This is a genomic window from Planktosalinus sp. (assembly GCF_059864935.1).
The window spans coordinates 1-4,548 of record NZ_JCBCCK010000140.1; the positions used below are offsets into that span (position 1 = coordinate 1).

The following is a 4,548-nucleotide window of genomic DNA, read 5'->3' on the forward strand; positions in this document are numbered from 1 at the left end:
TCAGTTTTTGAGTTAATTATGAATGGCGGCCCTGGGGCGATAATTATCATAGCCATCCTTTTTGTCTTACTCTTTGTGGCAGTATACATCTACTTTGAACGAATTTTTGCCATTAAAGCAGCTTCAAAAATTGACAAAAATTTTATGAATCAAATACGCGAAATGGTAGCTTCGGGCAATTTGCAGGGTGCAAAAATTCTCTGTGCACAAAACAACACACCTGTGGCGAGACTTACGGCTAAAGGTATTTCGCGAATCGGAAATCCTTTGGAAGACATCAATACCGCAATTGAAAACGCAGGTCGTCTTGAAGTTTACAAGCTTGAAAAAAATGTGAGTGTACTAGCCACAATTTCAGGAGCTGCACCAATGATTGGGTTTTTGGGGACCGTAATTGGTATGGTTTTGGCATTCCATCAATTGGCTACAAGTAGCGGTCAAGCCGAAATGGGACAGCTTGCAGAAGGTATTTACACTGCAATGACCACCACAGTTGCCGGATTAATCGTTGGTATTATAGCTTATATGGCATACAATCACGTGGTAGTGAGAACCGATAAAGTGGTGCACGGTATGGAAGCCAATGCGGTTGACTTTTTAGACCTTTTAAACGAACCGTCATAATATGAAATTACGCGGAAGAAATAAAATCGACGCAACCTTTAGTATGAGCTCGATGACAGACATCGTTTTCCTGCTGTTGGTGTTTTTCTTGCTCACGTCTCCGGCCATCACACCTGATGCTTTGGATTTAATTTTGCCTACAGCGAAAGGTAAAACCACCCATCAGCAAAATCTTTCAGTGAGTATCACTAAAGATTTGGATTACTATGTGGATAAAGACCGTGTGGGCGAAAATGCAGTTGAAAATCATATTAAAAGGGCATTACAGGGACAAACAGACCCAACCATTATACTAAGAGCAGAAGAAGGAGTACCCATTCAGCACGCGGTTAAAATTATGGACATTGCCAACAGGAACAGATACAAAATTGTTTTGGCAGTTAAGCCGAACTAAAGCTTGAAGTAAGAAGTTAGAAGCAAATGTTTTTAAAGCAATATTAAAACTAAAATGAGCTATTTTAAAACCGAAGAAGAGAAAAAAAGTTTCAGGATCACAGTGGCTATTCATGTAGTTATTGTGCTGCTGCTTTTTTTGTTTGGTTTAAAATACATGGACCCGCCGATAGAACAGGGCATAGCCGTAAATTTCGGTACTACCGATTTTGGTAGCGGTGAAGTGCAACCTTTGGAACAAGTACAAACATCACCTTCACAAACCCAGGCGCAGCCTGAAACTGTTTCAGAGCCGGTTGTCGAAGAGGATGTTGTGACACAGGACAATGTGGAAGCACCGGTAATTAAAAAGGAAGAAAAGCCCAAACAGGTTACAACACCCACTGAAACCAAACCCATAGAACAGCCCAAAGTAGAACAAAAACCTGAGCAATCTACCACAGATGCTTTGTCTAGTATCCTGAATGCACCCAAACAAGAAGGTGTTGCTCAAAGTGGCGAAGGAGATGACAACAAAGCCGGAGACAAAGGAAGCCCTGATGGCGACCCCAATGCCAGCAGCTATTACGGCATAGGAAAAGGCCTCGATGGCGATGGAAACTATCTCCTTGGCGGAAGAAGAGCAGTAGATAAAGTAATTATCGTTCAGGACTGTAATCAGGAGGGGACAGTTGTTGTGGATATAGATGTGGACAGAAATGGCAATGTAACCAAAGCCATTCCGGGTGTGAGAGGTACTACAAACAACTCGCGTTGTCTTTTAGATCCCGCAAGACAAGCGGCTTTAAGAACCAAATTTAACAGTGATCCCAATGCGCCTGCAAGGCAAATGGGACGAATAATTTATCGTTTTTCACTCTCTGAATAAGTCTGAGTTGTCTCAAAATTACCAACAAACCATTAATTGGTTATTCGCTCAATTGCCCATGTATCAGCGTGTGGGTGGCATAGCCTATAAAAAAGACTTAAGCAACACCATTTTACTTGCAAATCATCTTGGAAACCCTCAGAAGAATTTTAAAAGCATCCACGTTGCCGGTACTAATGGAAAAGGTTCTGTTTCTCACATGCTGGCTTCGGTTTTGCAGGAAGCGGGTTATAAAGTGGGGCTTTATACTTCGCCCCATCTGAAAGATTTCAGGGAACGGATTAAGATCAACGGCAACTTGATTTCTGAAGATTATGTTATTGAGTTTGTTGCCAAACACAAATCTTTTTTTGAAAATCATTCCCTTTCATTTTTTGAAATGACAGTTGGGTTGGCTTTTGATTACTTCAGCAACCAAAAAGTAGATGTTGCAATTATAGAAGTGGGAATGGGAGGAAGGCTGGACAGCACCAATATCATAACTCCCCAACTTTCGGTTATTACCAATATTGGGATGGATCACACGGCATTTTTAGGCAATACCCTTTCTGAAATTGCTGCTGAAAAAGGAGGAATCATAAAACCCGAAATTCCTGTAGTTATTGGTGAAACCCAGGCTGAAACAACTAAGGTTTTTAAGGAATTAGCTGAGGAAAAGAGGGCAGAAATCTTTTTCGCTGAAGACCTTGAATTCAAAACTGTTGAAACCGATTTAAAAGGAGATTATCAAAAGAAGAATTTACAAACTGCCTTATCTGCCATTGAGTTGTTAAGAGATAAAAACCTTTACCATTTAAGTGACACACATATAAAATCCGGATTTTTAAAAGTTGTTCCAAACACCGGCCTGTTAGGGCGCTGGCAAGTTTTGCAAGAGAATCCTAAAGTGATTTGTGACACGGCACATAATAAAGAAGGTTTGACTTATGTTTTAAATCAACTTTCTCAGGAAAAGTTCAATAAGCTGCATATCGTTTTAGGTTTTGTAGCTGATAAGGATGTCGATTCAGTTTTAAATTTGTTTCCTAAAGACGCGGGTTATTATTTCTGCAAACCCAGTATACCCAGGGGTTTAGATGTTGAAGTTCTTTCAGCGAAAGCTAAGCTAGCAGAACTACGGGGTGAGCCCTATCAATCAGTACAAGAAGCCTATAAAGCTTCATTGAAATCAGCATCAAAACAAGACTTAATCTTTGTTGGGGGAAGTACATTTGTGGTTGCTGAAATAATTTGATTTTTTTGAAAATATTGTTGTGCGAAATAAAAAAGTGGTCTATATTTGCAACCGCTTTAAGAAAGAGCGGGCGCGTAGCTCAGTTGGTTCAGAGCACTTGGTTTACACCCAAGGGGTCAGGGGTTCGAATCCCTTCGCGCCCACAGCTATAGAAACCCGCACAAATGTGTGGGTTTTTTAATTATATTGCAGAGCATTAAGGGTCATTAACTCAGTTGGTTCAGAGTGTCACGTCGACAACGTGGAAGTCACTGGTTCGAATCCAGTATGACCCACCAAAGCATTATTATAGTAAACCAAAAAATGGTTAATATTATGATAATGAATCAAATATGTTTTTTGACATCACAACAAAAAGTAAAAATTATGTTCATTTCGTGAGCTATTCGTGAGCTATTCGTGAGTTATTTTTATTATTTTTTTAATTAAAGTGTCATTTTAGTATATTTGTTATCAATGCATTACTGGTTTAGTTTGACTTTCGTAATTGAATTTCATCCAAACTAAACAGATTATGCATACCACCTGCTTAACTAACATCATTTTCATTGTCAGAAAAAAGAAATCTAGTCTTTCTGACGGTCTGTTGTATTTGAGAATCACTGTAAATGGAAAATCAGCAGAAACCAGCTTAAAACAATCAGTTGATATAAAGCTTTGGGACCAGAAACGTCAACATGTCAAAGGTTCTACAATGCATTCCAAGATTATTAACAACATTATCGATCAGATAAAAGTTAAAATCAATAGAGATATTTTAGAGTTGTCTAATGAGAAAAAACTGGTGACTGCCTCTTTGCTTAAATCCCGTTTTCTCGGCGAAGACGAAAAAAGTAAAACCATTCTTGATCTCTTCAAATACCATAAACAAACTGCAGTGGCAATTTTAAAACCCGGAACCCTAAGTCATTATTTGACTACTCAAAACTATATAGTCGAATTTTTTTTAGTACACGACAAAAATAAGTTAATCATTTAAAAATCAGGAAAATAACTTCACTTTTTGTTGTATAAAATACTGGAATTCAGTATATTAAAGCATTATTTACGACGTAATGACTTTAAAAAAGAACTCCAGTACCAGCAATAAAGATACAGAATTATTAACAGTATTTAAAGCCCATTTTAGGGGACATCTAAATTTAGCTAGGATTCGTCTTATCTGCTTGTTCATAAACGCTCTATGCAAGGTTAAGTCTGTCAACTTCGCAAAACTTTCTGCTGCATTTGACACAACATCAAATACATCGAGCAGTTATAGGCGCATTCAACGATTTGTTTCGCAAGCAGAGTTGTCCATGATGTGGGTTGCCAAGCTCATTTTTAGCCTGCTTCCAGAAAAAAGCAACCTGGTCTTGGTGATGGACAGGACAAACTGGAAGTTTGGGGACAAAAACATAAACATCCTTATGTTGGGGGTAAGTTATAA

Annotated in this window: 5 protein-coding genes and 2 tRNA genes; all 7 read left to right on the plus strand. The window is 38.6% G+C overall.

Annotation, left to right across the window (positions count from 1 at the left end):
- Window positions 1–624 (plus strand): MotA/TolQ/ExbB proton channel family protein (locus tag AC6F75_RS05850; protein WP_500714016.1); only part of this gene is annotated, 624 nt, incomplete at its 5' end.
- Between the two features lies 1 nt (window position 625).
- The gene (locus AC6F75_RS05855) at window positions 626–1,018 is read left to right on the plus strand and encodes a biopolymer transporter ExbD (RefSeq protein ID WP_500714017.1); all 393 of its coding nucleotides are present in this window, start codon (window positions 626–628) and stop codon (window positions 1,016–1,018) included.
- Between the two features lie 54 nt (window positions 1,019–1,072).
- Complete coding sequence (locus tag AC6F75_RS05860; protein ID WP_500714018.1) at window positions 1,073–1,885, plus strand: energy transducer TonB; 813 nt, start codon at window positions 1,073–1,075, stop codon at window positions 1,883–1,885.
- 58 nt (window positions 1,886–1,943) lie between these two features.
- Window positions 1,944–3,119, plus strand: coding sequence for a glutamate ligase domain-containing protein (locus AC6F75_RS05865; protein WP_500714020.1), 1,176 nt, complete (start codon window positions 1,944–1,946; stop codon window positions 3,117–3,119).
- A gap of 68 nt (window positions 3,120–3,187) precedes the next feature.
- A tRNA-Val gene (locus tag AC6F75_RS05870) sits at window positions 3,188–3,262 on the plus strand.
- 57 nt (window positions 3,263–3,319) lie between these two features.
- Window positions 3,320–3,397 (plus strand) — tRNA-Val (locus AC6F75_RS05875).
- Window positions 3,398–3,633: 236 nt separating this feature from the next.
- Entirely contained in the window at window positions 3,634–4,098 is a 465-nt protein-coding gene (locus AC6F75_RS05880) for an Arm DNA-binding domain-containing protein (protein ID WP_500714019.1), read from the plus strand.
- The last annotated feature ends 450 nt before the right edge of the window (window positions 4,099–4,548 follow it).

Excerpts from the sequence above, each read along its gene's own strand:
- AC6F75_RS05865 (WP_500714020.1), top strand. The coding sequence starts at position 1,944 with ATGTATCAGCGTGTGGGTGGCATAGCCTATAAAAAAGACTTAAGCAAC.
- AC6F75_RS05860 (WP_500714018.1), top strand. The coding sequence starts at position 1,073 with ATGAGCTATTTTAAAACCGAAGAAGAGAAAAAAAGTTTCAGGATCACA.
- AC6F75_RS05855 (WP_500714017.1), top strand. The coding sequence starts at position 626 with ATGAAATTACGCGGAAGAAATAAAATCGACGCAACCTTTAGTATGAGC.
- AC6F75_RS05880 (WP_500714019.1), top strand. The coding sequence starts at position 3,634 with ATGCATACCACCTGCTTAACTAACATCATTTTCATTGTCAGAAAAAAG.